Consider the following 24,923-nt stretch of genomic DNA (forward strand, 5'->3'; position numbering starts at 1 on the left):
GAGCGATGTTCCGCCGTACGTTCTGGTTCACCGCGGGCGCAGCCGCCGGCGTGTGGGCCACCACCAAGGTCAACCGCAAGCTGAAGCAGCTCACCCCCGAGAGCCTCGCCGCCCAGGCCGCCAACAAGGCGGTCGAGGCGGGCCACAGACTCAAGGACTTCGCCCTCGACGTCCGGGACAACATGGCCGAGCGCGAGGCACAGCTGGGTGACGCGCTGGGTCTCAAGGACCCGGTGGACCGCGAACTGCCCGCACAGCGCGGCTTCGCCGTCATCGAGAACACCTTCAGTACGCACACCAAGCAACCCAAGTACCTCGAGAACACCAGGTACTCGAGCAACAACCGGAATGAGGACCACTGATGGAGTCGGCTGAAATCCGCCGTCGCTGGCTGAGCTTCTTCGAGGAGCGTGGCCACAAGGTCGTGCCCTCGGCGTCGCTCATCGCGGACGACCCGACTCTGCTGCTCGTGCCCGCGGGCATGGTCCCGTTCAAGCCGTACTTCCTCGGCGAGGTCAAGCCGCCCGCCCCGCGCGCCACCTCCGTCCAGAAGTGCGTGCGCACGCCGGACATCGAAGAGGTCGGCAAGACCACCCGCCACGGCACGTTCTTCCAGATGTGCGGCAACTTCTCCTTCGGCGACTACTTCAAGGAAGGCGCCATCAAGTACGCCTGGGAGCTGCTCACCAGCCCCCAGGACAAGGGTGGTTACGGCCTGGAGCCCGAGAAGCTCTGGATCACCGTCTACCTGGACGACGACGAGGCCGAGCGCATCTGGCACGAGGTCGTCGGCGTACCCAAGGAGCGCATCCAGCGCCTGGGCAAGAAGGACAACTTCTGGTCCATGGGCGTCCCGGGCCCCTGCGGTCCCTGTTCCGAGATCAACTACGACCGCGGCCCCGACTTCGGCGTCGAGGGCGGCCCGGCCGTCAACGACGAGCGGTACGTGGAGATCTGGAACCTGGTCTTCATGCAGTACGAGCGCGGCGCCGGCATCGGCAAGGAGGACTTCGAGATCCTCGGCGACCTGCCGTCGCAGAACATCGACACGGGCCTCGGCCTCGAGCGCCTCGCGATGATCCTGCAGGGCGTGCAGAACATGTACGAGACGGACACCCTCCGTGTCGTCATGGACAAGGCCACCGAACTCACCGGTGTCCAGTACGGCGACCAGCACGGCACCGACGTCTCGATGCGCGTGGTCGCCGACCACATGCGCACGTCCGTCATGCTCATCGGCGACGGCGTCACCCCCGGCAACGAGGGGCGTGGCTACGTCCTGCGCCGCATCATGCGCCGCGCCATCCGCAACATGCGCCTCATGGGCGCCACCGGTCCGGTCGTCAAGGACCTCGTCGACGTCGTGATCGAGACGATGGGCCTGCAGTACCCGGAGCTCATCACCGACCGCAAGCGCATCGAGACGGTCGCCCTCGCCGAGGAGGCCGCGTTCCTCAAGGCCCTCAAGGGCGGCACGAACATCCTGGACACCGCGGTCGAGGAGACCAAGGCCGCCGGCAAGAGCGTCCTCGCGGGCGACAAGGCGTTCCTGCTCCACGACACCTGGGGCTTCCCGATCGACCTCACCCTCGAGATGGCCGCCGAGCAGGGCCTGTCCGTGGACGAGGACGGCTTCCGCCGCCTGATGAAGGAGCAGCGGGAGCGCGCCAAGGCCGACGCCCAGGCCAAGAAGACCGGTCACGCCAACGTCGGCGCCTACCGCGAGATCGCGGACGCCGCCGGTGCCACCGACTTCATCGGCTACTGGTCGACCGAGGGCGAGTCCACCGTCGTCGGCCTGCTGGTCAACGGCGTCTCCTCGCCGGCCGCCACCGAGGGCGACGAGGTCGAGGTCGTCCTCGACCGCACCCCCTTCTACGCCGAGGGCGGCGGCCAGATCGGCGACACCGGCCGCATCAAGCTGGACAACGGCGCGGTCGTCGAGATCCGCGACTGCCAGAAGCCGGTCCCGGGCGTCTACGTCCACAAGGGCACCGTCCAGGTCGGCGAGGTCACCGTCGGCGCCACGGCCCAGGCGATCATCGACGTGTCCCGCCGCCGCGCCATCGCCCGCGCCCACTCCGCGACGCACCTGACGCACCAGGCGCTGCGCGACGCGCTCGGCCCGACGGCCGCCCAGGCCGGTTCGGAGAACCAGCCGGGCCGCTTCCGCTTCGACTTCGGTTCGCCGTCCGCCGTGCCCACGGCCGTGATGACGGACGTCGAGCAGAAGATCAACGAGGTCCTCGCGCGCGAGCTCGACGTGCAGGCCGAGGTCATGTCGATCGACGACGCCAAGAAGCAGGGCGCCATCGCCGAGTTCGGCGAGAAGTACGGCGAGCGCGTCCGCGTCGTCACCATCGGCGACTTCTCCAAGGAGCTGTGCGGCGGCACCCACGTGCACAACACGGCCCAGCTCGGCCTGGTGAAGCTGCTCGGCGAGTCCTCCATCGGCTCCGGCGTGCGCCGCATCGAGGCCCTGGTCGGCGTCGACGCTTACAACTTCCTCGCCAAGGAGCACACGGTTGTCGCCCAGCTCCAGGAGCTGGTCAAGGGCCGCTCGGAGGAGCTGCCCGAGAAGATCTCGGCCATGCTCGGCAAGCTGAAGGACGCCGAGAAGGAGATCGAGAAGTTCCGCGCGGAGAAGGTCCTCCAGGCCGCCGCCGGGCTCGCCGACTCCGCCAAGGACGTCCGCGGCATCGCCCTGGTCACCGGCCAGGTCCCGGACGGCACCACCGCCGACGACCTGCGCAAGCTGGTCCTCGACGTGCGCGGCCGCATCCAGGGCGGCCGCCCCGCGGTCGTCGCGCTGTTCACGACGGTGGGCGGCAAGCCGCTGACGGTCATCGCGACCAACGACGCCGCCCGTGACCGCGGCCTCAAGGCCGGCGACCTCGTCCGCGCGGCCGCCAAGACCCTCGGTGGCGGTGGCGGCGGCAAGCCGGACGTCGCCCAGGGCGGCGGCCAGAACCCGGCCGCGATCGGTGACGCCATCGACGCCGTCGAGCGCCTCGTCGGGGAGACCGCGAACTGATGCGCAGAGGCCGCCGTCTGGCGATCGACGTCGGAGACGCCCGGATCGGGGTCGCGTCCTGCGACCCCGACGGGATCCTGGCGACGCCGGTGGAGACCGTGCCGGGACGCGACGTCCCGGCCGCCCACCGGCGGCTCCAGGCGATCGTTCAGGAGTACGAACCGATCGAGGTCGTCGTCGGCCTCCCTCGCTCCCTCAAGGGGGGCGAGGGCCCGGCGGCCGTCAAGGTCCGCGGCTTCGCCCAGGAGCTCGCGCGCGGGATCGCCCCGATCCCCGTGCGGCTCGTGGACGAGAGGATGACCACAGTGACGGCCAGTCAGGGCCTGCGGGCCAGCGGGGTCAAGTCCAAAAAGGGCCGCTCTGTCATCGATCAGGCGGCCGCCGTCATCATCCTGCAGCAGGCCCTGGAGTCCGAACGGGCGTCGGGTAAAGCTCCGGGCGAGGGCGTCGAAGTGGTCATCTGATCGCGATACGGTAACGTCTCGCGCGACCGGCGGCGTTCGAACAGCTGCCGCACAGCATCAAGAGGCGGAACACGGTCGCACTGCCTGATCGGACAGCGGCACTCTCCGCCTCGCGGCTTGTAGGGGACCGATGACTGAGTATGGCCGGGGCCAAGGCTCCGAACCGTGGCATCCCGCGGACCCGTTGTACGGGGACCAGGGATGGGGACAGCAGGCCGGTGACGGCCAGTCTGCCTACGGCGGCCAGGGGCAGTACGACCCGCAGCACCAGCCGCAGCAGTCCTACGGCGGTGACTGGGGCACGAACGGCGGTCAGCAGCCCGGCTACGGGCAGGACCCCTACGGTCAGCAGCAGTACGGCGGACAGCAGCAGGGCCACGGTCAGGGCCAGGGCGGCTGGGACACCGGTGCGCACGGGCAGATGCCGTACGGCAACGACCCCGCGGACCCGTACGGCACCGGGCAGCAGGCCGCGTACAACGCGGAGGAGCCCGACTACTACAACACCCCCGGTGCCTACCCGCCGCCCGAGCCGCCGGGCCGCCGCCGCGCACCCGAGGCCAACCCCGAGCCGGCCGAGTGGGACGCGGGCCCCGATCAGGGCGAGCACGCGTTCTTCAACGGGGACGACGAGGACGACGACTTCGAGGACGACGGCCGCTCGGGGCGGCGCGGCCGCGGTGGCAAGAAACCGAAGAAACGCCGCAGCGGCTGCGCCTGCCTCGTCCTGACCCTGGTCTTCGCGGCGGGCGTCGGCGGCGTCGGCTATTTCGGCTACGAGTTCTACCAGGATCGTTTCGGCTCCTCCCCGGACTACGCGGGTGACGGCAACGGCCAGACGGTCACGGTCGTCATCCCGAAGAACGCCGGCGGCTACGAGATCGGCCAGAAGCTCAAGGCCGCCGGTGTCGTCCAGAGCGTCGACGCCTTCGTCGCCGCCCAGCAGGCCAACGAGAGCGGCACCTCCATCCAGGACGGCGCGTACGTCCTGGAGAAGGAGATGTCCGCGTCCAGCGCCGTCGACCTGCTGCTCAACCCGAAGAGCCGGGCCAACCTCACGATCCCCGAGGGCCGGCGCAACTCCTGGGTCTACGCCGAGATCGACAAGAAGCTCCATGTCGACAAGGGCACGACCGCCGGCGTCGCGAAGAAGCAGTACAAGGACCTGGGCCTGCCCGGCTGGGCCGAGGGCCACGCCAAGCTGAAGGACCCGCTGGAAGGGTTCCTCTTCCCGTCGAGCTACGCGGCGGCCAAGGGCATGAAGCCCCAGGACGTGCTCAAGCAGATGGTCGAGCGGTCCAACGAGAACTACAAGCGGCTCGATCTCGAGGGCAAGGCCAGGGCCCTCAAGCTCGACTCGCCCTGGCAGGTCCTGACCGTCGCCAGCCTCGTCCAGGCCGAGGGCAAGACGCACGACGACTTCCGCAAGATGGCCGAGGTCGTCTACAACCGCCTCAAGCCGACGAACACGGAGACCAACCAGCTCCTCCAGTTCGACTCGACCTTCAACTATCTGAAGGGCCAGAGCGAGATCAACATCGGCGAGGGCGAGATCAACAGCAACATGGACCCGTACAACACGTACACGCGCAAGGGTCTGCCGCCCGGTCCCATCGGGAACCCCGGCGAGGAGGCGCTCGCCGCGACGCTGAAGCCGACCAAGGACGGCTGGATGTACTTCGTCGCGACGGACGGCATGCACAAGACCGAGTTCGCGAAGACCAACGCCGAATTCGAACGACTCAAGGCGAAGTTCAATGACAGCCAGGGCAACTGAGGTGTCGGCGGCCGGCGTGCACAAGGCGGCCGTCCTCGGCTCGCCCATCGCCCACTCCCTTTCCCCGCAGCTGCACAATGCGGCCTACGCGGCCCTGGGCCTGGACGACTGGACGTACGGCCGCTTCGACGTCGACGAGGCCGCGCTGGCCGCCTTCCTCGTAGGGCTCGGCCCCGAGTGGGCCGGGCTGTCGCTGACCATGCCGCTCAAGCGGGCGGTGATCCCGCTGCTCGACTCGATCACCGACACCGCCCGCTCGGTGGAGGCCGTGAACACCGTCGTGTTCCACGCCGACGGACGGCGGACCGGCGACAACACCGACATCCCCGGGCTCGTCGCCGCGCTCCACGAGCAGGGCGTCGACAAGATCGAGTCCGCCGCGATCCTCGGCGCCGGCGCCACCGCCTCCTCGGCGCTCGCCGCGCTCGCCCGGATCTGCTCGGGCGAGGTCGTCGCGTACGTGCGCAGCGAGCAGCGGGCCGACGAGATGCGCGGCTGGGGCGAGCGGCTCGGTGTCCGGGTGCGCACCGCCGACTGGGCCGACGCCGAGCGGGCCTTCGCGGCGCCGCTGGTGATCTCCACGACGCCCAAGGGCGGCACGGACCACCTGGCGAGCCTCGTGCCCGAGCGCGTCGGGACGCTCTTCGACGTGGTCTACGACCCCTGGCCGACGCCCCTCGCGGCGGCCTGGCAGCACCGCGGCGGGCCCGTGCTCAGCGGCCTGGACCTCCTCGTCCACCAGGCGGTCTTCCAGTTCGAGCAGTTCACGGGCGATCGTCGGCCGGTGCTCGGCGCGATGCGCGAGGCGGGCCTGCGCGCCCTCGGCTGACCTGCGTGATCCCCGATCCGTCTCACGGGCCGTCCGCAAGGCGGACACGGCGCCGGTCGCCCCGTCCGACGTGGGAGGATCGGGGGAGACACGGAGAGCGCGAGCATGAGGAGCACCGTTGAGCAGGTTGCGCTGGCTGACCGCGGGGGAGTCGCACGGCCCCGCACTCGTCGCGACGCTGGAGGGGCTTCCCGCCGGCGTTCCGATCACCACGGAGATGGTGGCGGACCACCTGGCACGGCGGCGGCTCGGGTATGGGCGCGGGGCGCGGATGAAGTTCGAGCGTGACGAGGTCACGTTCCTGGGCGGCGTCCGGCACGGCCTTTCGCTGGGTTCCCCGGTCGCGGTCATGGTGGGCAACACCGAGTGGCCGAAGTGGGAGCAGGTCATGTCGGCCGACCCGGTCGACCCCGAGATCCTCAAGGACCTCGCGCGCAACGCGCCGCTGACCCGGCCCCGGCCCGGTCACGCGGACCTCGCGGGCATGCAGAAGTACGGGTTCGACGAGGCGCGGCCGATCCTGGAGCGTGCCTCGGCGCGTGAGACGGCGGCGCGGGTCGCCCTGGGCGCGATCGCGCGGTCGTACCTGAAGGAGACGGCCGGGATCGAGATCGTCTCGCACGTCGTCGAACTGTGCTCGGTGAAGGCGCCGCAGGGTGTCTACCCGACGCCGGCCGACGTGGAGAAGCTGGACGCGGACCCGCTGCGCTGCCTGGACGCGGACGCGTCGAAGCGGATGGTCGCGGAGGTCGACCAGGCGCACAAGGACGGCGACACCCTGGGCGGTGTGGTCGAGGTCCTCGCCTACGACGTGCCGGTGGGCCTGGGCTCGCACGTGCACTGGGACCGCAAGCTCGACGCCCGGCTCGCCGGCGCCCTCATGGGCATCCAGGCGATCAAGGGCGTGGAGATCGGTGACGGTTTCGAGCTGGCGCGGGTGCCGGGCTCGAAGGCGCACGACGAGATCGTGAACACGACGGAGGGCATCCGCCGGGTGTCCGGGCACGCGGGCGGCACCGAGGGCGGTCTGTCCACGGGCGAGCTGCTGCGGGTCCGCGCGGCGATGAAGCCGATCGCGACCGTGCCGCGCGCGCTCCAGACCGTCGACGTGGTGACGGGTGAGGCGGCGCAGGCCCATCACCAGCGTTCCGACGTCTCGGCCGTTCCGGCGGCGGGCATCGTCGCGGAGGCCATGGTCGCGCTGGTCCTCGCCGACGCGGTCGCGGAGAAGTTCGGCGGCGACAGCGTGCCCGAGACGCGGCGCAACGTGCGCTCGTACCTCGACAACCTCCAGATCCGGTGACCGGCCCGAAGGTCGTCCTCGTCGGCCCCATGGGCGTCGGCAAGTCCACGGTGGGCGCGCAGCTCGCCGAGCGGCTCGGCTGCGCGTTCCGTGACACCGACGAGGACATCGTCGCGGCGCAGGGCCGGGAGATCTCCGACATCTTCGTCGACGAGGGCGAGGCGCACTTCCGCGCCCTGGAGAAGGACGCCGTCGCGGCGGCGCTCGCCGAGCACGACGGGGTCCTGTCGCTGGGCGGCGGCGCGATCCTGGACGCCGACACCCGCGCGCTCCTCGCCGGCCACGCCGTCGTCTATCTCTCCATGGATGTGGAGGAGGCGGTCAGGCGCACCGGTCTGAACGTGGCCCGGCCGCTCCTCGCGGTCAACCCGCGCAAGCAGTGGCGGGAGTTGATGGAGGCGCGCCGGCACTTGTACACCGAGGTCGCCCGGGTGGTCGTGGCCACCGACGGCCGCACACCCGACGAGGTCACCGAAGAGGTCCTCGACGCACTGGAGTTGAAGCAGGCATGACGGATCAGATCACGCGCGTCCAGATCGCCGGCACGGCCGGGACGGACCCGTACGAGGTGCTGGTGGGCCGTCAGCTCCTGGGCGAGCTGGGCGCGTTGATCGGTGACAAGGCGAAGCGGGTGGCGATCGTGCACCCGGAGGCGCTGGCCGAGACCGGTGACGCGCTGCGTGCCGATCTGGCCGAGCAGGGCTTCGAGGCCGTCGCGATCCAGGTGCCGAACGCGGAGGAGGCCAAGACCGCCGAGGTCGCCGCCTACTGCTGGAAGGCGCTGGGCCAGTCGAACTTCACCCGCTCCGACGTGATCGTCGGCGTGGGCGGTGGCGCGACGACGGACCTGGCCGGATTCGTCGCCGCCACCTGGCTGCGCGGGGTCCGCTGGATCGCCGTCCCGACCACCGTCCTCGCGATGGTCGACGCGGCCGTCGGCGGCAAGACGGGCATCAACACCGCCGAGGGCAAGAACCTCGTCGGCTCCTTCCACCCGCCGGCCGGCGTCCTGTGCGACCTGGCGGCGCTGGACTCGCTGCCGGTCAACGACTACGTGTCCGGTCTGGCCGAGATCATCAAGGCCGGTTTCATCGCCGACCCTAAGATCCTCGACCTCGTCGAGGCCGACCCGCAGGCGGCCCGCACGCCGGCCGGCCCGCACACGGCCGAGCTGATCGTGCGCTCCATCCAGGTCAAGGCCGAGGTCGTCTCGAGCGACCTCAAGGAGTCCGGCCGCCGCGAGATCCTCAACTACGGCCACACCCTCGCGCACGCCATCGAGAAGAACGAGCGCTACAAGTGGCGCCACGGCGCCGCCGTGTCCGTGGGCATGCACTTCGCCGCCGAGCTGGGCCGTCTCGCCGGCCGTCTCGACGACGCGACCGCCGACCGGCACCGCACGGTCCTCGAGTCCGTCGGCCTGCCCCTGAGCTACCGCTACGACCAGTGGCCCAAGCTCCTGGAGACGATGAAGGTCGACAAGAAGTCCCGCGGCGACCTGCTGCGCTTCATCGTCCTCGACGGCCTCGGCAAGCCCACCGTGCTGGAGGGCCCCGACCCGGCCGTCCTGCTCGCCGCGTACGGCGAAGTGGCCGAATAACGCCGCTCGTTCAGCTTCGGGCACTTTGTGACCGCCCCGGCCGTTCACACAAGGTCGGCCGGGGGCGGTACCGTTCGGTAGCGCCCTGTTCGGCGTCCCAGTGACCGTTGTACGAGATGGAGTGGCACCGGATGCAGCACGCAGTGGGGTCCCCGCTGCCACCGCCCCATCGCCCGGGGCACGGGCCGGCCGGCCCGTGGACCCAGGCGCGGCAGGCGCAGCAGCCCCCGGGCGCGCCCGGCTTCACCGGTGCCCCGCACCATCCGCCGGTGCCACCGCACCCGCAGGCCCCCCAGGGACCGCACCCGCATCCGCAGGGCCCGCCACCTGTCGCCGGGCCTCCGCCGCTGCGTGACACCACGGGCCATGTGGCGCTCCCGCCCGGCGGCCCCGTCGCCGTGCCGAGCCCGCCGCCCGCCCAGGCCCCCGCGGACCCCTCCGCCACGACCCTGGCCGTGCTCCTCATAGGCCCCGCCGGCGCCGGCAAGACCAGCGTGGCCAAGTTCTGGGCCGAGCGCCGCCGCGTCCCGACCGCCCACATCAGCCTGGACGACGTCCGCGAATGGGTGCGCTCCGGCTTCGCGGACCCCCAGACGGGGTGGAACGACCACAGTGAGGCGCAGTACCGCCTCGCCCGCCGCACCTGCGGCTTCGCCGCGCGCAACTTTCTGGCCAACGGGATCTCCTGCATCCTCGACGACGCGGTCTTCCCCGACCGGCCCGTCGTCGGCCTCGGCGGCTGGAAGCGGCACGTCGGCCCCGGCCTGCTGCCCGTCGTCCTGCTCCCGGGCCTGGAGATCGTCCTGGAGCGCAACGCGCGGCGCAGCGGCAATCGCCGGCTGACCGACGAAGAGGTCGCCCGCATCCACGGCCGCATGGCCGGCTGGTACGGCTCCGGCCTGCCCATCATCGACAACTCGCAGCTGGACGTGCCCGGCACCGCCCAGGTTCTGGACGACGTCCTGGCCCGCGCGATCGCCAGCCCGCCCAAGTGGTGACACCCGGCCTCGCACGGGCCCGCACGGCGGCCTCCGCGGCAGGTCGCAGGGGTCCGACGCCCGTCCGGACGCGCTGAACCGGCCGGGCCGCGCACACGCTCGTACGCTCGGTCTCATGTCAGAGGTGTACGCGGCCCGTCGGGACCGGCTCCGAGAGCGCGCGACGGCGGGCGGCAGCGCCGCCGCCCTCGTGTCGCGGCCTGCCAATGTCCGATATCTCGCCGGTGCGGCCCCGCGGGGCGCCGTGCTGCTGCTCGGCCGAGAACCCGGCGGAGGGGGCGACGCGCTCCTGTGCGCCAGTCCGCCGAGCGGGCAGATTTCCGAGGGCCGGGCCGACGAGAGCCTGCGGGTGCAGGTCCTCGCCGCCCCCGCGGCCGATCCGGCCGTCGCCGCCGCCGACGTCGCGGCCGCACAGGGCGCCGACTCGCTCGCCGTCGAGGAGCACGACCTGACGGTCTCCCGGCACCGGGCGCTCGCCTCCGTCGCGCCCCGGCTCCAGCTGACGGACCTCAACCGGGCCGTCGAGCAGCTTCGCTTCGTCAAGGACGAGGAGGAGATCTCCTGTCTGCGGATGGCTGCCGAGATCGCCGACCAGGCGCTCGGCGAACTCCTGGAGTCGATCCTCGTCGGCCGCACCGAGCGGCACCTCGCCCTGGAACTGGAACGTCGACTTGTCGACCACGGCGCCGACGGTCCGGCCTTCCCGACCTCCGTGGGCACCGGGCCCAACTCCGGCCGCGGCGGGCACCGGCCCAGCGACCGGCGGGTCGAGGAAGGAGATTTCCTCTCCGTGTGCCTCGGCGCGACGTACCGCGGATACCGGTGCGAGATCGGCCGCACCTTCGTCATCGGGACCACGCCCGCGGACTGGCAGATCGAGCTCTACGACCTCGTCTTCGCCGCTCAGCGGGCCGGACGGGAGAGCCTCGTGCCCGGCGCCGAGTGCCGTGAGGTGGACCGGGCCGCCCGGCACGTACTGGTCTCGGCGGGGTATGGTGACGGGCTCGCGCAATTGACCGGACACGGGGTGGGGCTCGAAATCGACGAGGACCCGCAGTTGGCCCCCGCCGCCATGGGTAAACTGGACGCCTGTGTGCCGGTCACCGTCGAACCGGGGGTTCACCTCCCGGGCCGGGGCGGCGTCCGGATCGATGACACGCTCGTCGTCCGCCCCGAGGCGGACGGCGGACCCGAGCTACTCACCATCACGACCAAGGAGCTGCTCGCGCTGTAGCCGACGGCTACGCGCTGTGCCCCGGGGTCGTCCACGTCAGTCCAGGAGATTCCGCAACCGTGGCTTCCACGAACGACCTCAAGAACGGCCTGGTGCTCAAGCTCGACGGGGGCCAGCTCTGGTCCGTCGTCGAGTTCCAGCACGTCAAGCCCGGCAAGGGCCCGGCCTTCGTGCGCACCAAGCTGAAGAACGTGCTCTCCGGCAAGGTCGTCGACAAGACGTTCAACGCCGGCGTCAAGGTCGAGACGGCCACGATCGACAAGCGCGACATGCAGTTCTCTTACATGGACGGCGACTACTTCGTCTTCATGGACATGGAGACCTACGACCAGCTGCACGTCGACCGCAAGGCCGTCGGCGACGCCGCCAACTTCCTGATCGAGGGCTTCACCGCCTCCGTCGCCCAGCACGAGGGCGAGGTGCTCTTCGTCGAGCTGCCGGCCGCCGTCGAGCTGACCATCCAGGAGACCGAGCCGGGTGTCCAGGGCGACCGCTCCACCGGTGGCACCAAGCCCGCCACCCTGGAGACCGGCCACCAGATCCAGGTCCCGCTCTTCATCACCACGGGCGAGAAGATCAAGGTCGACACCCGTGACAGCGGCTACCTCGGCCGGGTGAACAGCTAACCGTGGCTGCCCGTAACACGGCCCGCAAGCGCGCCTTCCAGATCCTCTTCGAGGCAGACCAGCGCGGCGCCGACGTCCTGACGGTCCTCGCGGACTGGATCCGGCACTCCCGCAGCGACACGCGGCAGCCGCCCGTCAGCGAGTACACGATGGAGCTGGTCGAGGGGTACGCCAAGAAGGCGAACCGGATCGACGAGCTCATCTCGCAGTACGCCGTCGGGTGGACCCTGGACCGGATGCCGGTCGTCGACCGCAACATCGTGCGGATCGGCGCCTACGAGCTGGTCTGGGTCGACGGGACCCCCGACGCCGTGGTGCTCGACGAGGCCGTCTCGCTGGCCAAGGAGTTCTCCACCGACGAGTCCCCGGCGTTCATCAACGGGCTTCTGGGCCGCTTCAAGGACCTGAAACCCTCGTTGCTGCGGCGCGACGAGGCGTAACGCCTCCGGCGCCGAGCCAGTTTTTGGGGCCCGGAATCGAACCTGTACGGGTTCGGCTCCGGGCCCCGGCGCGTTTCCGGGGCGGCGCCGTTGCTTCGTCTCTTCGTCGCCGGGTGCCGGTGTGTGGGGGCTGGTCGCGCAGTTCCCCGCGCCTTCCCCCGATAACAGGCGCCCCGCACCTTGATCGGGGAAAAGCGCCCGAAGGGCATGCATTTCAGGGGCGCGGGGAACTGCGCGACCAGCCCCCACCGAAGGGTTCGCCGAAAAACCGGCCAAAGCCCCGCAGGGTCACGCGCTGCTGTCGACGCGCGTACACCGATCCGGACACGGAAACGGCCCGAGGGGCGGAACCGGATGGTTCCGCCCCTCGGGCCGTGACGTTTCTGCTGGGTCAGGCCTCTTCGTGGGCCACCGCGCGGCGCGCGTCCGCGTCGAGGACGCCCCAGCTGATCAGCTGCTCGGTCAGGACCGAGGGCGACTGGTCGTAGATGACCGCGAGGGTGCGCAGGTCGTCCTGGCGGATCGACAGCACCTTGCCGTTGTAGTCGCCGCGCTGGGACTGGATCGTCGCCGCGTAGCGCTGCAGCGGGCCGGCCTTCTCCGGCGGCACGTGGGCCAGCCGCTCCAGGTCCAGGACCAGCTTCGGCGGCGGCTCGGCGGCGCCGCCGGGGGTCGTGCCCGGCAGCAGCTCCTGCACCGGGACGCCGTAGAAGTCCGCCAGCTCGGCGAGACGCTGCACGGTCACGGCGCGGTCGCCGCGCTCGTACGACCCCACCACGACCGCCTTCCAGCGTCCCTGGGACTTCTCCTCGACGCCGTGGAGGGAAAGGCCCTGCTGGGTGCGGATCGCACGGAGCTTGGCCCCGAGCTGTTTGGCGTATTCGCTGGACATATAGCTCCCCGGACACTGCATCACTGTGCGGCTCCGCCGCGTGGCTGGTAACTCACTGTGAGGTTACGCAGCGTTACTTGGCCGCGTCAAGCCGAATGGTCCGTACCGACCTTCTCGTGAATCCGGGCGTTCCGCACCTCCAGAGCAGGGCCGGGTGGGTGATCAGCGGTGTTCGGCGGCTGGTAGACTCGGTGGCGCAATTTCGACGTCCTTTAAGGTCCGTCCCGTGAGGCGGAGAAGGAGGTCCGTTTTTTATGGACACGAGCAACACCACCGATGCCCGGCCCGTACTCGAAGGCCCTGACATCGAGCGGGTACTGACCCGCATCGCCCACGAGATCGTCGAGCGCGCCAAGGGCGCCGAGGACGTGGTCCTCCTGGGCATCCCCACGCGAGGCGTCTTCCTCGCCCGCCGCCTGGCCGAGAAGCTCGCCGAGGTCACCGGCCGGAGCATCCCCGTCGGGTCCCTCGACATCACGATGTACCGCGACGACCTGCGCATGCACCCGCCGCGTGCGCTCGCCCGCACCGAGATCCCCTCCGCGGGGATCGACGGCCGCCTCGTCGTCCTCGTCGACGACGTGCTCTTCTCCGGCCGCACCATCCGGGCCGCCCTCGACGCTCTGAACGACATCGGGCGTCCGCGTGCCGTGCAGCTCGCGGTCCTCGTCGACCGCGGCCACCGCGAACTCCCGATCCGTGCCGACTACGTCGGCAAGAACCTCCCCACGTCGCTGCGGGAGACGGTCAAGGTCCAGCTCGCCGAGGAGGACGGCCGCGACGCCGTGCTGCTCGGTGCCAAGCCGGACGCCAAGGCGGCCGAGCAGTAGCCACCTTCGTACGGCGTACGCCCCGCGGGCGTACGTCCGCGAACGTGCGCCCTCGCGCGCCTGAATGCCCCGATATCTCCTGATCTTCTCCTGACTTCGCTACGGAGCTCCCCAGATGATGCGACACCTCATCTCGGCCGCCGACCTCACCCGCGACGACGCCGTGCTCATCCTCGACACCGCCGAGGAGATGGCCCGCGTCGCGGACCGGCCCATCAAGAAGCTGCCCGCCCTGCGCGGCCGCACCGTGTGCAACCTCTTCTTCGAGGACTCCACCCGGACCCGGATCTCCTTCGAGGCCGCCGAGAAGCGCCTCTCCGCCGACGTCATCAACTTCGCCGCCAAGGGCTCCAGCGTCTCCAAGGGCGAGTCCCTCAAGGACACCGCGCAGACCCTGGAGGCCATGGGCGTCGACGCCGTCGTCATCCGGCACGGCGCCTCCGGTGCCCCGTACCGCCTCGCGAACTCCGGCTGGATCGACGCCCCGGTGATCAACGCGGGCGACGGCACCCACCAGCACCCCACCCAGGCGCTGCTCGACGCCTTCACCATGCGCCGCCGCCTCGTCGGCCCCGACGCCGGGATCGGCCAGGGCCTCGACGGCCGCCGCGTCACCATCGTCGGCGACATCCTGCACAGCCGCGTCGCCCGCTCGAACGTGGACCTGCTGCACACCCTCGGCGCCGAGGTCACCCTCGTCGCCCCGCCCACCCTGCTGCCGGTCGGCGTCGACTCCTGGCCCTGCGAGGTCTCGTACGACCTGGACGCCACGCTGCCCAAGACCGACGCCGTGATGATGCTCCGCGTCCAGCGCGAGCGCATGAACGCCGCGTTCTTCCCGACCGAGCGCGAGTACACCCGCCGCTACGGCCTGGACGCCGACCGCCTCGCCAAGGCGCCCGGGCACGCCATTGTCATGCACCCCGGCCCGATGGTCCGCGGGATGGAGATCTCCGCCGAGGTCGCCGACTCCGAGCGCTGCACGGTCGTCGAACAGGTCGCCAACGGAGTGCACACCCGGATGGCCGTCCTCTACCTGCTTCTGGGCGGCAACGAGCCCGCCGTCAGCCACTCTCGTACCGAGGAGAACAAGTAACCATGAGCAAGATTCTGATCCGCGGTGCGAAGGTCCTCGGCGGCGAGCCCCAGGACGTGCTGATCGACGGCGAGCTCATCGAGGCGGTCGGCACCGGCCTGTCCGCGGAGGGCGCCGAGATCGTCGAGGCCGACGGCAAGATCCTCCTTCCGGGCCTCGTCGACCTGCACACCCACCTGCGTGAGCCCGGCCGCGAGGACTCCGAGACCGTCCTCACCGGCACCCGCGCCGCCGCCTCCGGCGGCTACACCTCGGTGTTCGCCATGGCCAACACCTTCCCGGTCGCCGACACCGCCGGCGTCGTCGAGCAGGTCTACCGGCTCGGCCAGGAGCACGGCTACTGCGACGTGCAGCCCATCGGCGCCGTCACCGTCGGCCTCGAGGGCAGCAAGCTCGCCGAGCTCGGCGCCATGCACGAGTCCGCCGCCGGCGTCACCGTCTTCTCCGACGACGGCAAGTGCGTCCACGACGCCGTGATCATGCGCCGCGCCCTCGAGTACGTGAAGGCCTTCGGCGGCGTCGTCGCCCAGCACGCCCAGGAGCCCCGCCTCACCGAGGGCGCCGAGATGAACGAGGGCACCGTCTCCGCCGAACTGGGCCTCGGCGGCTGGCCCGCCGTCGCCGAGGAGTCGATCATCGCCCGCGACGTGCTGCTCGCCGAGCACGTCGGCTCCCGCGTCCACATCTGCCACCTGTCCACCTCCGGCTCCGTCGAGATCATCCGCTGGGCCAAGTCCCGCGGCATCGACGTCACCGCCGAGGTCACCCCGCACCACCTCCTCCTCACCGACGAGCTGGTCCGCACGTACAACCCGGTCTACAAGGTCAACCCGCCGCTGCGCACCGAGAAGGACGTCATGGCGCTGCGCGAGGCGCTGGCCGACGGCACGATCGACATCGTCGCCACCGACCACGCCCCGCACCCGCAGGAGGACAAGGACTGCGAGTGGGCCGCCGCCGCCATGGGCATGGTGGGCCTGGAGACCGCGCTGTCCGTCGTCCAGCAGACGATGGTGGAGACCGGTCTCCTCGACTGGGCCGGCGTCGCCGACCGCATGTCCGTCAAGCCCGCCGAGATCGGTCAGGCCACCGGCCACGGCCGCCCCGTCTCGGCAGGCGAGCCGGCGAACCTGCTGCTGCTCGACGCGGACTACCGTGGTGCCGTTGACCCCGCGGGGTTCGCCTCCCGCAGCCGCAACACGCCCTACCAGGGTCGTGAGCTGCCGGGCCGCGTCACCCACACCTGGCTGCGGGGCAAGGCCACCCTCGCCGACGGGAAGCTCGCGTGACACCTCTCCACCCCCTGGCCACCCCCCTGGTCCGCCTGGCCGCCGAGCAGAAGTCGGCGGACGTCACGGACTGGCCCGACCGGATCGGCTGGGTCGTCGGTCTGCTGCTCTTCGTGGCGCTGGTCTACTGGCTGATGCGCCAGGGCTGGAAGTGGCGCGGCACCCTGCAGGGCGACCTGCCGCCGCTGCCTCAGTCGCCGGAAGCCCCGGGTGAGCCCAGACTGACCATGAGCGGCCGGTACCACGGCTCCACCACCGCGGGGCAGTGGCTCGACCGCATCGTGGCGCACGGCCTCGGCACCCGCAGCCGCGTCGAGCTGACCCTGACCGACGCGGGGCTCGCGGTCGAGCGCCCCGGGGCGAGCGACTTCTTCGTCCCGGTGACCGCGCTGCGCGGCGCCCGGCTCGACAAGGGCATCGCCGGCAAGGTCCTCACGGAGGGCGGTCTGCTGATCGTCACCTGGGCGCACGGCGACAAGCTGATCGACTCCGGGTTCCGCTCCGACCACGCCGCCGAGCAGGGCGCATGGGTCAGCGCCCTCAACGACATGACCGACACGCACATCACGACGGAAGGCACCGCACGATGACGACCTCCACCCGGGGAGCCGCGCACGCTCCCGCCGTACTCGTCCTGGAGGACGGCCGCATCTTCCGCGGCCGCGCCTACGGGGCCGTGGGGGAGACCTTCGGCGAGGCCGTGTTCTCCACCGGCATGACCGGCTACCAGGAGACGCTGACCGACCCGTCGTACGACCGCCAGATCGTGGTCGCCACCGCCCCCCAGATCGGCAACACGGGCTGGAACGACGAGGACGACGAGTCGAGCCGCATCTGGGTCTCCGGCTACGTCGTGCGCGACCCCGCCCGCATCCCGTCCAACTGGCGCGCCAAGCGCTCCCTGGACGACGAGCTGGTCGCGCAGAACATCGTCGGCATCTCCGGCATCGACACCCGCGCCCTCACCCGCCACCTGCGCGAGCGCGGCGCCATGCGCTCCGGCATCTTCTCCGGCGAGCACCTGGCCACCGACGCCGAGCTGGTCTCCCGTGTGCAGGCCCAGCCGCACATGAAGGGCGCCTCGCTGTACGAGGAGGTCGCCACCAAGGAGGCGTACGTCGTCCCCGCGGTCGGCGAGAAGCTCTTCACCGTCGCCGCGATCGACCTCGGCATCAAGGGCATGACCCCGCGCCGCATGGCCGAGCGCGGCATCGAGGTGCACGTCCTGCCGGCCACCGCGACGCCCGACGACGTGTACGCGGTCCAGCCCGACGGCGTGTTCTTCTCCAACGGCCCGGGCGACCCGGCCACCGCCGAAGGACCGGTCGCCCTGATGACCGCCGTCCTCGAGCGCAGGACGCCGCTCTTCGGCATCTGCTTCGGCAACCAGATCCTCGGCCGCGCCCTCGGCTTCGGCACGTACAAGCTCAAGTACGGCCACCGCGGTATCAACCAGCCGGTGCAGGACCGCACCACCGGCAAGGTCGAGGTCACCGCGCACAACCACGGCTTCGCCGTGGACGCGCCGCTCGACAAGGTCAGCGACACCCCCTTCGGCCGTGCCGAGGTCTCGCACGTGTGCCTCAACGACGAGGTCGTGGAGGGCCTGCAGCTGCTCGACCAGCCGGGCTTCTCCGTCCAGTACCACCCCGAGGCGGCGGCCGGACCGCACGACGCCGCCTACCTGTTCGACCGCTTCGTGAAGCTCATGGAGGGCCAGCGTGCCTAAGCGCACCGATATCCAGTCCGTCCTGGTCATCGGCTCCGGCCCGATCGTCATCGGCCAGGCCGCCGAGTTCGACTACTCCGGCACCCAGGCGTGCCGCATCCTGCGCGCCGAGGGCCTGCGGGTCATCCTCGTCAACTCCAACCCGGCGACGATCATGACCGACCCGGAGATCGCCGACGCCACGTACGTCGAGCCGATCACCCCCGAGTTCGTCGAGAAGATCATCGCCAAGGAGCGCCCCGACGCGCTCCTGCCCACCCTCGGTGGTCAGACGGCCCTCAACACGGCCATCTCCATGCACGAGCAGGGCGTCCTCGAGAAGTACGGCGTCGAGCTCATCGGCGCCAACGTCGAGGCGATCAACAAGGGCGAGGACCGCGACCTCTTCAAGGAGGTCGTCGAGGAGGTCCGCCGGAAGATCGGCCACGGCGAGTCCGCCCGCTCGGTCATCTGCCACACCATGGACGACGTCATCAAGGGCGTCGACACCCTCGGCGGCTACCCCGTCGTCGTGCGCCCCTCCTTCACCATGGGCGGCGCCGGCTCCGGCTTCGCCCACGACGAGGAGGAGCTGCGCCGCATCGCCGGTCAGGGCCTCACGCTCTCCCCGACCACCGAGGTGCTCCTGGAGGAGTCCATCCTCGGCTGGAAGGAGTACGAGCTGGAGCTGATGCGCGACAAGAACGACAACGTCGTGGTCGTCTGCTCCATCGAGAACTTCGACCCGATGGGCGTGCACACCGGTGACTCGATCACCGTCGCCCCGTCGATGACCCTCACCGACCGCGAGTACCAGCGCCTGCGCGACATCGGCATCGCGATCATCCGCGAGGTCGGCGTCGACACCGGCGGCTGCAACATCCAGTTCGCGGTCAACCCCGACGACGGCCGCATCATCGTCATCGAGATGAACCCGCGCGTCTCCCGCTCCTCCGCGCTCGCCTCCAAGGCCACCGGCTTCCCGATCGCCAAGATCGCCGCCAAGTTGGCCGTCGGCTACACGCTGGACGAGATCCCGAACGACATCACGGAGAAGACGCCGGCCTCCTTCGAGCCGACGCTCGACTACGTGGTCGTGAAGGCCCCGCGCTTCGCCTTCGAGAAGTTCCCGAGCGCCGACTCCACGCTGACCACCACCATGAAGTCGGTCGGCGAGGCCATGGCCATCGGCCGCAACTTCACGGAGGCCTTCCAGAAGGCGCTGCGCTCCCTGGAGAAGAAGGGCTCGCAGTTCACCTTCGTGGGCGAGACCGGCGACAAGGCCGCGCTCCTCGAAGAGGCCGTGCGCCCGACCGACGGCCGGATCAACACCGTCATGGAGGCGATCCGCGCCGGCGCCACCCCGGAGGAGATCTTCGAATACACGAAGATCGACCCGTGGTTCGTCGACCAGCTCTTCCTCATCAAGGAGACGGCCGACGAGCTGGCCGCCGCCCCGGAGCTCACGAAGGACCTGATCGCGGAGGCCAAGCGGCACGGCTTCTCCGACCACCAGATCGCCGAGCTGCGCGGTCTGCGCGAGGACGTCGTCCGCGAGGTCCGGCACGCGCTCGGTGTCCGCCCGGTCTACAAGACGGTCGACACCTGCGCCGCCGAGTTCGCCGCGAACACGCCGTACTTCTACTCCTCGTACGACGAGGAGACCGAGGTCGCCCCGCGCGAGAAGCCCGCGGTCATCATCCTGGGCTCCGGCCCCAACCGCATCGGCCAGGGCATCGAGTTCGACTACTCCTGCGTCCACGCCTCCTTCGCCCTGAGCGACGCCGGCTACGAGACCGTGATGGTCAACTGCAACCCGGAGACCGTCTCCACGGACTACGACACCTCCGACCGTCTGTACTTCGAGCCGCTCACGCTCGAGGACGTCCTGGAGATCGTCCACGCCGAGTCCCTCGCGGGCCCGATCGCGGGCGTCGTCGTCCAGCTCGGCGGTCAGACCCCGCTGGGCCTCGCCCAGGCGCTCAAGGACAACGGCGTGCCCGTCGTCGGCACCTCCCCGGAGGCGATCCACGCCGCCGAGGACCGCGGCGCCTTCGGCCGCGTGCTCGCCGAGGCCGGCCTGCCCGCGCCCAAGCACGGCACCGCGACCACCTTCACCGAGGCCAAGGCCATCGCCGACGAGATCGGCTACCCGGTCCTCGTCCGCCCGTCCTACGTGCTCGGCGGCCGCGGCATGGAGATCGTCTACGACGAGACCCGCCTGTCCTCGTACATCGAGGAGTCCACGGAGATCAGCCCGTCCCGCCCGGTCCTCGTCGACCGCTTCCTGGACGACGCGATCGAGATCGACGTCGACGCCCTCTACGACGGCACCGAGCTCTACCTCGGCGGCGTCATGGAGCACATCGAGGAGGCCGGCATCCACTCCGGCGACTCGGCGTGCGCCCTGCCCCCGATCACCCTCGGCGGCTTCGACATCAAGCGCCTGCGCGCCTCCACCGAGGCCATCGCCAAGGGCGTCGGCGTGCGCGGCCTGATCAACATCCAGTTCGCGATGGCGGGTGACATCCTCTACGTCCTGGAGGCCAACCCGCGCGCCTCGCGCACCGTCCCCTTCACCTCGAAGGCGACCGCGGTGCCGCTCGCGAAGGCCGCCGCCCGCATCTCGCTCGGCGCCACCGTCGCCGAGCTGCGCGCCGAGGGCCTGCTCCCGAAGAAGGGCGACGGCGGCACGCTCCCCATGGACGCGCCGATCTCCGTCAAGGAGGCCGTCATGCCGTGGTCGCGCTTCCGCGACATCCACGGCCGCGGCGTCGACACCGTCCTCGGCCCGGAGATGCGCTCCACCGGCGAGGTCATGGGTATCGACTCGGTCTTCGGCACGGCGTACGCCAAGTCGCAGGCGGGTGCCTACGGCCCGCTGCCCACCAAGGGCCGCGCGTTCATCTCCGTCGCCAACCGCGACAAGCGCTCGATGATCTTCCCGGCGCGCGAGCTGGTCGCCCACGGCTTCGAGCTGCTCGCCACCTCCGGCACCGCCGAGGTCCTCAAGCGCAACGGCATCAACGCCAAGGTCGTGCGCAAGCAGTCCGAGGGCGAGGGCCCGAACGGCGAGAAGACGATCGTCCAGCTCATCCACGACGGCGAGGTCGACCTCATCGTCAACACCCCGTACGGCACCGGTGGCCGCCTCGACGGCTACGACATCCGTACGGCGGCCGTGGCCCGCTCCGTGCCCTGTCTGACGACGGTGCAGGCGCTCGCCGCCGCGGTCCAGGGCATCGACGCGCTCAATCACGGAGACGTGGGCGTGCGCTCGCTCCAGGAACACGCGGAACACCTGACCGCGGCCCGCGACTAGCAGCCCCAGGGCCTGTGTCGGGTTCCCCGTCGTCTGGCCGGAGGTCAGGCGCAGCGGCGGTCGGTGCGTGCCGGGCGTCGGGGCGCAGACGGGGAACCCGACACAGGCCCTGGAGGGGGACACCGGACGGTGTCCCCCTCTTCATGAGCCCACCGCCTCGCGAGCACCTACTAGGACTTCAGCCATGTACAAGCTGTTCTTCAACCTCGTCTTCAAGCGCATGGACCCCGAGAAGGCCCACTACCTCGCCTTCCGCTGGATCCGCCTCGCGGCCCGCACCCCCGTGCTGCGCACCTTCGTGGCGGCCGCCCTCGCGCCGCGCCACAAGGAGCTGCGCACCGAGGCCTTCGGCCTGCGGATGCACGGCCCCTTCGGCCTCGCCGCCGGCTTCGACAAGAACGCCGTCGCGATCGACGGCATGACGATGCTCGGCTTCGACCACATCGAGATCGGCACCGTCACCGGCGAGCCGCAGCCCGGCAACCCGAAGAAGCGCCTCTTCCGCCTCGTGCAGGACCGCGCGCTCATCAACCGCATGGGCTTCAACAACGAGGGCTCCCTCGCCGTGGCGGCCCGCCTGGCCTCCCGCAACCCGGTCTTCAGGACCACGGTGGGCGTCAACATCGGCAAGACCAAGGTCGTCCCCGAGGCCGAGGCCGTCGGCGACTACGTGAAGTCCACCGAGCGGCTCGCCGCCTTCGCGGACTACCTCGTCGTCAACGTCTCCTCGCCGAACACCCCGGGTCTGCGCAACCTCCAGGCCACCGAGGCGCTGCGCCCGCTGCTCGCCGCCGTCCGCGAGGCCGCCGACCGCACCGTGCGCTCGCGCCGCGTCCCGCTCCTGGTGAAGATCGCCCCCGATCTGGCCGACGAGGATGTCGACGCGGTCGCCGACCTGGCCGTCGAGCTCGGCCTGGACGGCATCATCGCCACGAACACGACGATCTCCCGCGAGGGCCTCAAGACCCAGGGCGACGTCGTGAACGAGACGGGCGGCCTGTCCGGCGCGCCCCTCAAGGAACGCTCCCTGGAGGTCCTCAGGCGCCTCTACGCGCGCGTGGGGGACAGGATCACCCTCGTGGGCGTCGGCGGCGTGGAGACGGCGGAGGACGCCTGGCAGCGCATCCTCGCGGGCGCCACCCTGGTGCAGGGCTACAGCGCCTTCATCTACGAGGGCCCGTTCTACGCCCGCGCGATCCACAAGGGTCTCGCCGCCCGCCTGAACAACTCCCCGTACGCCACGCTCGCCGACGCGGTCGGCGCCGATGTGAAGAAGGTGTCCGCATGACGGTTCTGGAGCCCTTCGGCGCGCGTCTGCGCCGCGTCATGGACGAGCGCGGCCCGCTCTGCGTCGGCATCGACCCGCACGCCGCCCTGCTCTCCTCCTGGGGCCTGAACGACGACATCGCCGGCCTGGAGTCCTTCACGCGCACCTCGGTCGAGGCGCTGGCCGACACGGTCGCCGTGGTCAAGCCGCAGATGGCGTTCTTCGAGCGGTTCGGCTCGCGCGGCGTCGCGGTCCTGGAGAAGGCCGTCGCCGACCTGCGCGCCGCGGGCACGCTCGTCGTCATGGACGCCAAGCGCGGCGACATCGGCTCCACCATGGCCGCGTACGCGGAGACCTTCCTGCACAAGGACTCCCCGCTGTTCTCGGACGCCCTCACCGTGTCGCCGTACCTCGGCTACGGGTCGCTGAAGCCGGCCGTGGACCTCGCGCGCGAGTCCGGCGCCGGCCTGTTCGTCCTCGCCCTCACCTCGAACCCCGAGGGCGGCGAGGTGCAGCACGCGGTCCGCGCGGACGGGCGCAACGTCGGCGCGACGATGCTGGCGCACCTGGCCGACGAGAATGCGGGAGAGACCCCGATGGGCTCCTTCGGCGCGGTCGTGGGCGCGACCCTGGGCGACCTGTCCTCGTACGAGCTGGACATCAACGGTCCGCTCCTCGCGCCCGGCATCGGTGCGCAGGGTGCCACCGCCGCCGACCTCCCGGCGGTCTTCGGCGCGGCCGTGCGCAACGTGGTGCCGAACGTCAGCCGAGGCGTCCTGAAGGCCGGTCCCTCGGTCACCGCGCTGCGGGACGCGGCGGTCCGGTTCGCGGACGAGGTGCGCGAGGCGGTCGCGGGCGCCGTCTGACGTCCGGAAAGCCCCGACGGAGGTCGGCACGGCACCCCGAGAGGGGTGGCACTCCGTGCCGACCTTTGTCTTTGCCCCCGCATCCTGACCGATTTCCCGGTCGAATTGCCCGAAATGTCCAGCCTTCGCGAGTCTGACCAGGACTTTTCCGCTGTTCTCGCTGACTCTGGCGGCCATGGCCGCTAGTCTCCGTCGGGAGTGAACGGGTGACCGCGGCCGGCCGCGCCGCTCGTAGCTCACCTGGTGAGGGGCGCTCAGGTCCCTCGCCGGTCCGTATCCGACAGTTCGACATCCGAGGTGACGTAGGCGTGGCTCTTCCGCCCCTTACCCCTGAACAGCGCGCAGCCGCGCTCGAAAAGGCCGCCGCGGCTCGCCGGGAGCGGGCCGAGGTCAAGAATCGACTCAAGCACTCCGGCGCCTCGCTTCACGAGGTCATCAAGCAGGGCCAGGAGAACGACGTCATCGGCAAGATGAAGGTCTCCGCCCTGCTCGAGTCCCTGCCGGGCGTGGGCAAGGTCCGCGCCAAGCAGATCATGGAGCGTCTCGGGATCTCCGAATCCCGTCGAGTCCGTGGTCTCGGCTCCAACCAGATCGCCTCCCTGGAGCGCGAGTTCGGCAGCACCGGCGCCTGAGTGACGAACCGGCCCCCGGGGGCTGGTCCCGGCACTCCGGAACAACTGGAATAATCGCTGCATGGCTGCAACATCCCGGGGGACGACCCCCGAGCCCCCGGACGTACGTCCGCGGCTGACCGTGCTCTCCGGCCCCTCCGGGGTCGGCAAGAGCACGGTCGTCGCTCATATGCGCAAGGAACACCCCGAGGTCTGGCTCTCGGTGTCGGCGACGACCCGCAAGCCACGCCCCGGCGAGAAGCACGGTGTCCACTACTTCTTCGTCACCGACGAGGAGATGGACAAGCTGATCGCCAACGGCGAGCTCCTCGAGTGGGCCGAGTTCGCGGGGAACCGTTACGGGACCCCGCGCAGCGCCGTGCTCGACCGCCTCGACGCGGGCGAGCCGGTGCTGCTCGAGATCGACCTCCAGGGCGCACGCCTGGTCCGCGAGTCGATGCCCGAGGCTCAGCTCGTGTTCCTCGCCCCGCCGAGCTGGGACGAGCTGGTCCGCCGGCTCACCGGCCGAGGGACCGAGGCGCCCGAGGTCATCGAGCGCCGGCTCGAGGCCGCCAAGGTGGAGCTCGCCGCCGAGGCCGAGTTCGACACGACCCTTGTCAACACCTCCGTCGAGGACGTAGCGCGCGAGCTGCTAGCCTTGATGAAGGTTCTTTGATCTTTACCCTGGTTTAACCCGGTCCGGGACCCAGGTCCCGGACCCCATCGGAAGGCAGAGA

The 24,923-nt window shown here is 70.7% G+C and carries 23 protein-coding genes; 22 read left to right on the plus strand and 1 reads right to left on the minus strand.

Annotated features, from left to right (window positions below):
* The first annotated feature begins 5 nt into the window (after positions 1-5).
* The 12 genes from ACIBTU_RS24645 (at position 6) to nusB (ending at position 12,305) form a co-directional block, all read left to right on the plus strand.
* Entirely contained in the window at positions 6-362 is a 357-nt protein-coding gene (locus ACIBTU_RS24645) for a DUF6167 family protein (RefSeq protein ID WP_399128557.1), read from the plus strand.
* Positions 362-3,034, plus strand: a complete 2,673-nt coding sequence (gene alaS / locus ACIBTU_RS24650) for an alanine--tRNA ligase (protein ID WP_399128558.1) — start codon at positions 362-364, stop codon at positions 3,032-3,034. The genes ACIBTU_RS24645 and alaS overlap by 1 nt, the downstream gene beginning before the upstream one ends.
* The gene (ruvX, locus tag ACIBTU_RS24655) at positions 3,034-3,498 is read left to right on the plus strand and encodes a Holliday junction resolvase RuvX (RefSeq protein ID WP_384623348.1); all 465 of its coding nucleotides are present in this window, start codon (positions 3,034-3,036) and stop codon (positions 3,496-3,498) included. Before alaS ends, ruvX begins: the two co-directional genes overlap by 1 nt.
* A 130-nt stretch (positions 3,499-3,628) precedes the next feature.
* Positions 3,629-5,275: an endolytic transglycosylase MltG gene (gene mltG / locus ACIBTU_RS24660; RefSeq protein WP_399128559.1), complete on the plus strand. Its 1,647-nt coding sequence runs from the start codon at positions 3,629-3,631 to the stop codon at positions 5,273-5,275.
* Positions 5,256-6,104: a shikimate dehydrogenase gene (locus tag ACIBTU_RS24665; RefSeq protein WP_399128560.1), complete on the plus strand. Its 849-nt coding sequence runs from the start codon at positions 5,256-5,258 to the stop codon at positions 6,102-6,104. Before mltG ends, ACIBTU_RS24665 begins: the two co-directional genes overlap by 20 nt.
* A gap of 118 nt (positions 6,105-6,222) precedes the next feature.
* Positions 6,223-7,407, plus strand: a complete 1,185-nt coding sequence (gene aroC / locus ACIBTU_RS24670; protein ID WP_399128561.1) for a chorismate synthase — start codon at positions 6,223-6,225, stop codon at positions 7,405-7,407.
* 29 nt (positions 7,408-7,436) lie between these two features.
* A complete protein-coding gene (locus ACIBTU_RS24675; RefSeq protein WP_399128669.1) occupies positions 7,437-7,919 on the plus strand; it encodes a shikimate kinase in 483 nt (160 codons plus the stop codon).
* Positions 7,916-9,007 (plus strand): 3-dehydroquinate synthase, encoded by a 1,092-nt coding sequence (gene aroB, locus ACIBTU_RS24680; protein ID WP_399128562.1) that lies wholly within the window; start codon positions 7,916-7,918, stop codon positions 9,005-9,007. The genes ACIBTU_RS24675 and aroB overlap by 4 nt, the downstream gene beginning before the upstream one ends.
* 131 nt (positions 9,008-9,138) lie before the next feature.
* Positions 9,139-10,005 (plus strand): Pro-rich N-terminal domain-containing protein, encoded by an 867-nt coding sequence (locus ACIBTU_RS24685; RefSeq protein ID WP_399128563.1) that lies wholly within the window; start codon positions 9,139-9,141, stop codon positions 10,003-10,005.
* A gap of 115 nt (positions 10,006-10,120) precedes the next feature.
* On the plus strand, positions 10,121-11,239 hold the full coding sequence (locus tag ACIBTU_RS24690) for an aminopeptidase P family protein (RefSeq protein WP_399128564.1): 1,119 nt from the start codon (positions 10,121-10,123) through the stop codon (positions 11,237-11,239).
* Between the two features lie 59 nt (positions 11,240-11,298).
* The gene (efp, locus tag ACIBTU_RS24695; protein WP_399128565.1) at positions 11,299-11,865 is read left to right on the plus strand and encodes an elongation factor P; all 567 of its coding nucleotides are present in this window, start codon (positions 11,299-11,301) and stop codon (positions 11,863-11,865) included.
* 2 nt (positions 11,866-11,867) lie between these two features.
* Entirely contained in the window at positions 11,868-12,305 is a 438-nt protein-coding gene (nusB, locus tag ACIBTU_RS24700) for a transcription antitermination factor NusB (RefSeq protein WP_399128566.1), read from the plus strand.
* Positions 12,306-12,696: 391 nt separating this feature from the next.
* On the opposite strand, the gene bldD is transcribed toward nusB, so the two are convergent.
* Positions 12,697-13,197, minus strand: coding sequence for a transcriptional regulator BldD (bldD, locus tag ACIBTU_RS24705; protein ID WP_093894511.1), 501 nt, complete (start codon positions 13,195-13,197; stop codon positions 12,697-12,699).
* 254 nt (positions 13,198-13,451) lie between these two features.
* Between bldD and pyrR the strand changes: the two genes are divergently transcribed.
* The 10 genes from pyrR (at position 13,452) to gmk (ending at position 24,862) form a co-directional block, all read left to right on the plus strand.
* Positions 13,452-14,027 carry a bifunctional pyr operon transcriptional regulator/uracil phosphoribosyltransferase PyrR gene (gene pyrR, locus ACIBTU_RS24710; protein WP_399128567.1) on the plus strand — a complete coding sequence of 192 codons (576 nt, stop codon included), beginning with the start codon at positions 13,452-13,454 and terminating at the stop codon, positions 14,025-14,027.
* Between the two features lie 115 nt (positions 14,028-14,142).
* Positions 14,143-15,123, plus strand: coding sequence for an aspartate carbamoyltransferase catalytic subunit (locus ACIBTU_RS24715; RefSeq protein ID WP_399128568.1), 981 nt, complete (start codon positions 14,143-14,145; stop codon positions 15,121-15,123).
* A gap of 2 nt (positions 15,124-15,125) precedes the next feature.
* Positions 15,126-16,412, plus strand: a complete 1,287-nt coding sequence (locus tag ACIBTU_RS24720; RefSeq protein ID WP_399128569.1) for a dihydroorotase — start codon at positions 15,126-15,128, stop codon at positions 16,410-16,412.
* Complete coding sequence (locus ACIBTU_RS24725) at positions 16,409-17,002, plus strand: hypothetical protein (RefSeq protein WP_399128571.1); 594 nt, start codon at positions 16,409-16,411, stop codon at positions 17,000-17,002. The genes ACIBTU_RS24720 and ACIBTU_RS24725 overlap by 4 nt, the downstream gene beginning before the upstream one ends.
* Positions 16,999-18,141: a glutamine-hydrolyzing carbamoyl-phosphate synthase small subunit gene (carA, locus tag ACIBTU_RS24730; protein ID WP_399128572.1), complete on the plus strand. Its 1,143-nt coding sequence runs from the start codon at positions 16,999-17,001 to the stop codon at positions 18,139-18,141. The genes ACIBTU_RS24725 and carA overlap by 4 nt, the downstream gene beginning before the upstream one ends.
* Positions 18,134-21,442: a carbamoyl-phosphate synthase large subunit gene (carB, locus tag ACIBTU_RS24735; protein ID WP_399128573.1), complete on the plus strand. Its 3,309-nt coding sequence runs from the start codon at positions 18,134-18,136 to the stop codon at positions 21,440-21,442. The genes carA and carB overlap by 8 nt, the downstream gene beginning before the upstream one ends.
* A 184-nt stretch (positions 21,443-21,626) precedes the next feature.
* Positions 21,627-22,730 carry a quinone-dependent dihydroorotate dehydrogenase gene (locus tag ACIBTU_RS24740; RefSeq protein WP_399128575.1) on the plus strand — a complete coding sequence of 368 codons (1,104 nt, stop codon included), beginning with the start codon at positions 21,627-21,629 and terminating at the stop codon, positions 22,728-22,730.
* Entirely contained in the window at positions 22,727-23,575 is an 849-nt protein-coding gene (pyrF, locus tag ACIBTU_RS24745; RefSeq protein ID WP_399128576.1) for an orotidine-5'-phosphate decarboxylase, read from the plus strand. The genes ACIBTU_RS24740 and pyrF overlap by 4 nt, the downstream gene beginning before the upstream one ends.
* 308 nt (positions 23,576-23,883) lie before the next feature.
* A complete protein-coding gene (locus ACIBTU_RS24750) occupies positions 23,884-24,207 on the plus strand; it encodes an integration host factor (RefSeq protein ID WP_026246651.1) in 324 nt (107 codons plus the stop codon).
* A 61-nt stretch (positions 24,208-24,268) separates the two neighbouring features.
* Positions 24,269-24,862, plus strand: a complete 594-nt coding sequence (gene gmk, locus ACIBTU_RS24755; RefSeq protein WP_399128577.1) for a guanylate kinase — start codon at positions 24,269-24,271, stop codon at positions 24,860-24,862.
* Positions 24,863-24,923 lie beyond the last annotated feature (61 nt).

Source organism: Streptomyces sp. NPDC050145, from assembly GCF_044460245.1.
In the GTDB taxonomy this organism is placed as follows: domain Bacteria; phylum Actinomycetota; class Actinomycetes; order Streptomycetales; family Streptomycetaceae; genus Streptomyces.

Coding starts and splice junctions, on each gene's coding strand:
- ACIBTU_RS24645 (WP_399128557.1), top strand. CDS start 6: ATGTTCCGCCGTACGTTCTGGTTCACCGCGGGCGCAGCCGCCGGCGTG.
- alaS (WP_399128558.1), top strand. CDS start 362: ATGGAGTCGGCTGAAATCCGCCGTCGCTGGCTGAGCTTCTTCGAGGAG.
- ruvX (WP_384623348.1), top strand. CDS start 3,034: ATGCGCAGAGGCCGCCGTCTGGCGATCGACGTCGGAGACGCCCGGATC.
- mltG (WP_399128559.1), top strand. CDS start 3,629: ATGACTGAGTATGGCCGGGGCCAAGGCTCCGAACCGTGGCATCCCGCG.
- ACIBTU_RS24665 (WP_399128560.1), top strand. CDS start 5,256: ATGACAGCCAGGGCAACTGAGGTGTCGGCGGCCGGCGTGCACAAGGCG.
- ACIBTU_RS24675 (WP_399128669.1), top strand. CDS start 7,437: ATGGGCGTCGGCAAGTCCACGGTGGGCGCGCAGCTCGCCGAGCGGCTC.
- aroB (WP_399128562.1), top strand. CDS start 7,916: ATGACGGATCAGATCACGCGCGTCCAGATCGCCGGCACGGCCGGGACG.
- ACIBTU_RS24685 (WP_399128563.1), top strand. CDS start 9,139: ATGCAGCACGCAGTGGGGTCCCCGCTGCCACCGCCCCATCGCCCGGGG.
- ACIBTU_RS24690 (WP_399128564.1), top strand. CDS start 10,121: ATGTCAGAGGTGTACGCGGCCCGTCGGGACCGGCTCCGAGAGCGCGCG.
- bldD (WP_093894511.1), bottom strand. CDS start 13,197: ATGTCCAGCGAATACGCCAAACAGCTCGGGGCCAAGCTCCGTGCGATC.
- pyrR (WP_399128567.1), top strand. CDS start 13,452: ATGGACACGAGCAACACCACCGATGCCCGGCCCGTACTCGAAGGCCCT.
- ACIBTU_RS24715 (WP_399128568.1), top strand. CDS start 14,143: ATGATGCGACACCTCATCTCGGCCGCCGACCTCACCCGCGACGACGCC.
- ACIBTU_RS24720 (WP_399128569.1), top strand. CDS start 15,126: ATGAGCAAGATTCTGATCCGCGGTGCGAAGGTCCTCGGCGGCGAGCCC.
- carA (WP_399128572.1), top strand. CDS start 16,999: ATGACGACCTCCACCCGGGGAGCCGCGCACGCTCCCGCCGTACTCGTC.
- ACIBTU_RS24740 (WP_399128575.1), top strand. CDS start 21,627: ATGTACAAGCTGTTCTTCAACCTCGTCTTCAAGCGCATGGACCCCGAG.
- pyrF (WP_399128576.1), top strand. CDS start 22,727: ATGACGGTTCTGGAGCCCTTCGGCGCGCGTCTGCGCCGCGTCATGGAC.
- gmk (WP_399128577.1), top strand. CDS start 24,269: ATGGCTGCAACATCCCGGGGGACGACCCCCGAGCCCCCGGACGTACGT.